Source organism: Rhodoferax sp., assembly GCF_037143375.1.
Classification (GTDB): Bacteria; Pseudomonadota; Gammaproteobacteria; order Burkholderiales; family Burkholderiaceae_C; genus Rhodoferax.
Window position 1 is genome coordinate 1 of sequence record NZ_JBAWYV010000267.1, and the last position, 2,608, is coordinate 2,608.

Sequence of the window (2,608 nt, forward strand, 5' to 3'; positions counted from 1 at the left end):
CAACTTGAAGCCGAGGGCTACCTGGTCACGTCCACGGGACGGGTGGCACGCGTAGCAACGCCACTGACTGCCCCTGCAACATCCGAGTTACCAACGATTCACCGCACAAGGTCTGCGCCAACCTTGTCCACATTTGGGGGCCGCCTACAGGAAATCGGTATGCCGGCACTGCTTCATGCCGAACCGGCCCGATTCGACTTTCTGTACGGGGCGGTGGCGCACCGGGACTTTCCAACTTTAGCCTGGCGGCGCGCCTACCAAATTGAACTGCTGCAACAGCAGCACCGCCTGTATTACGCCCCACCGGAGGGTGATGAATCACTGCGCAGCGCTCTACAGGGCTATCTGCGACGTGCCCGAGGTCTGGCGTGCAATGCCGAGCAAATACTGGTGGTTCACGGTTCACAACAGGCCATCGACCTATGTGCCCGGTTACTCTTGAATGCCGACGACGCCTTTGTTTTTGAAGACCCTGGCTACCTGATGGCGCGGTGCTGCTTTGAGGCCACTGGCGCAAGGTGCTTGGCAGCACGTGTGGACGAGCAGGGTCTGGATACCAGCAGCCTGCCCCAAGATAAAAATGCTCGCCTGGTGTATGTAACGCCATCGCACCAGTTCCCTTTAGGTGGCGTTCTTCCGATCACACGACGCCAAGAACTGCTGCAGTGGGCTCATCGCCAAAACGCCTGGGTCGTGGAGGACGACTATGACGGCGAATTTCGTTATGGACAGCGCCCGATCGATGCGTTGCAATCAATAGATGGCGATGGCCGCGTGATTTATGTTGGCACCTTCTCCAAGGCTTTATCGCCTCAACTTCGGCTCGGCTACTTGGTGCTTCCGCCTGAACTGGTGACGGTGTTCCGGCAGGCTAAACGATTAACCGACCGGCATGCACCCGTGCTGGAACAGCGCGTACTGGCTTCGCTGATTGAGAGTGGCAACTATGAGCGCCATGTCCGTCGCATGCGTCGAGAAAACGAGCGCCGTCGTGCGGCTTTGTTGAATGCCGTTGCACGCTATCTTCCAAAGGCCGCTGAGGTCGGCGGTATTGCGGCTGGCCTTCATGTGGTGCTTTGGTTACCGTTTTTGCGTCCAAAGGATGAATCGAGTTTGGTGAATGCTGCCCGTCAAGTGGGTGTGGGCATCTACCCGGTATCGACGCTGTTTGCCGGACCAGAATCCCTCGCACCACCTCGACCAGCCGGTTTCATTTTGGGCTATGCAAGTCTGACGGTTGAACAGATTCAGCAAGGTATACAAACTCTGGGCAGATTGATTTCCACATGGGAAACCTTGCCATAACCGTAGTTTGTGGGCAACGCGCGAAAATTTTCTGGCCATTTTTTTATACCTACTCTCGAATGCCGGAATGCAGTGATTCTTTAAAACGGAGCCGCATTGCTGTCAGGCATAGACTCAAGTGTGTGTCGGGTATCGAGCGAGCATATCTAGCAACCCTATATCAGGAATCGCTGCCTTTCAGGTCTACGTTTTTTTCCATTGCAGCCGTTCAGTTTGAAGGTCAGCTTCGGAGAAAAGTGGCGGACTCTTGATGACCTTGAATTCAACCGGTCGTTCAGTCCTGACTTTGAAGCCCGTCAATGTGGCGATGATTTCGATGGTTACGGCACCCGCTTCGTGCACTCATGGGCCACACTGAACATGAAGTTCTCAATTAGATTGCCGGTAGTAAAAAGTTCAAAAAAGCGCTCGATATCCCCCATTTGGGGGATATACACATTAGATATTTAAAACTCTAATTGGTATCGTTTTAAAAATTAATCTTGGGAAAATTTTTAAAATTCTAATTAACTACTTTGTGCTTGTTTCTTTTGAAAATATTTTCATTAGCCGCGTAACGAGTCATTCGCCACGGTCAGCTTCCTGGCAAGCCAGTTAATGATTTGGGTGCAAGTCAGACGCCGCAAAAGTAAGGTGCGGCATTGATTATTCGCAAATAGCGATTTCAATTTTCAATTACTGATGATTTTTGCAATATTTTTTATAAAAAAATGGATTTAGATTACTTTTCGGCAAGTCATATTGCAACTGTACTTTTGGTGTTTTTGGAATACGAGTTCCACAACGAAGTTGCCCTATTTCAATCGTTTTCTATTATTGGAAAACTTTTTTACGCGTTTTATGCAATTGCGGCCGTTCTGGTGATTCGCCCCCACATTCGTCAGGCCATGCGCTACAAGCACGGAGAAGCGGGCCGGGGTGATTTTTGCCATCGAGCCCAATATGAGGCAATGTTCTGGCGATTGGCACCACTTTTATACGCAGCGACGATCAACTCGAAACTGCTATTTATCTCGGTCATGATCGACCTTATTGGTCGAATCTGGACAATGCATGAGGCTCACCATGCTGAATCACGGTTTCAGGTTATAGGTAACGGCGGTGTAGCAATCTCAGGATACCCTTTGAGCCTAGCAAGAGCGCATCAGAAAACTTTATAGATACCCGACGTTGGGATTGACGTCGAATCGGGAGGCTCTGAACCAGCCCGTCGTGGCCATTAACTATCGCTGCTTTGAAGGCCTGCTTTGGAGAAGATTGGCTTTCACCAGTACGTTATTGTGGGCGTCAAAATTGCCGTACT

Annotated in this window: 2 protein-coding genes; both read left to right on the forward strand. The window is 50.6% G+C overall.

From position 1 onward, the window contains the following. Positions 1-1,305 (forward strand): PLP-dependent aminotransferase family protein (locus WCG50_RS18825; RefSeq protein ID WP_336901130.1); only part of this gene is annotated, 1,305 nt, incomplete at its 5' end. A gap of 710 nt (positions 1,306-2,015) precedes the next feature. Next, entirely contained in the window at positions 2,016-2,465 is a 450-nt protein-coding gene (locus WCG50_RS18830; protein WP_336901131.1) for a hypothetical protein, read from the forward strand. Positions 2,466-2,608 lie beyond the last annotated feature (143 nt).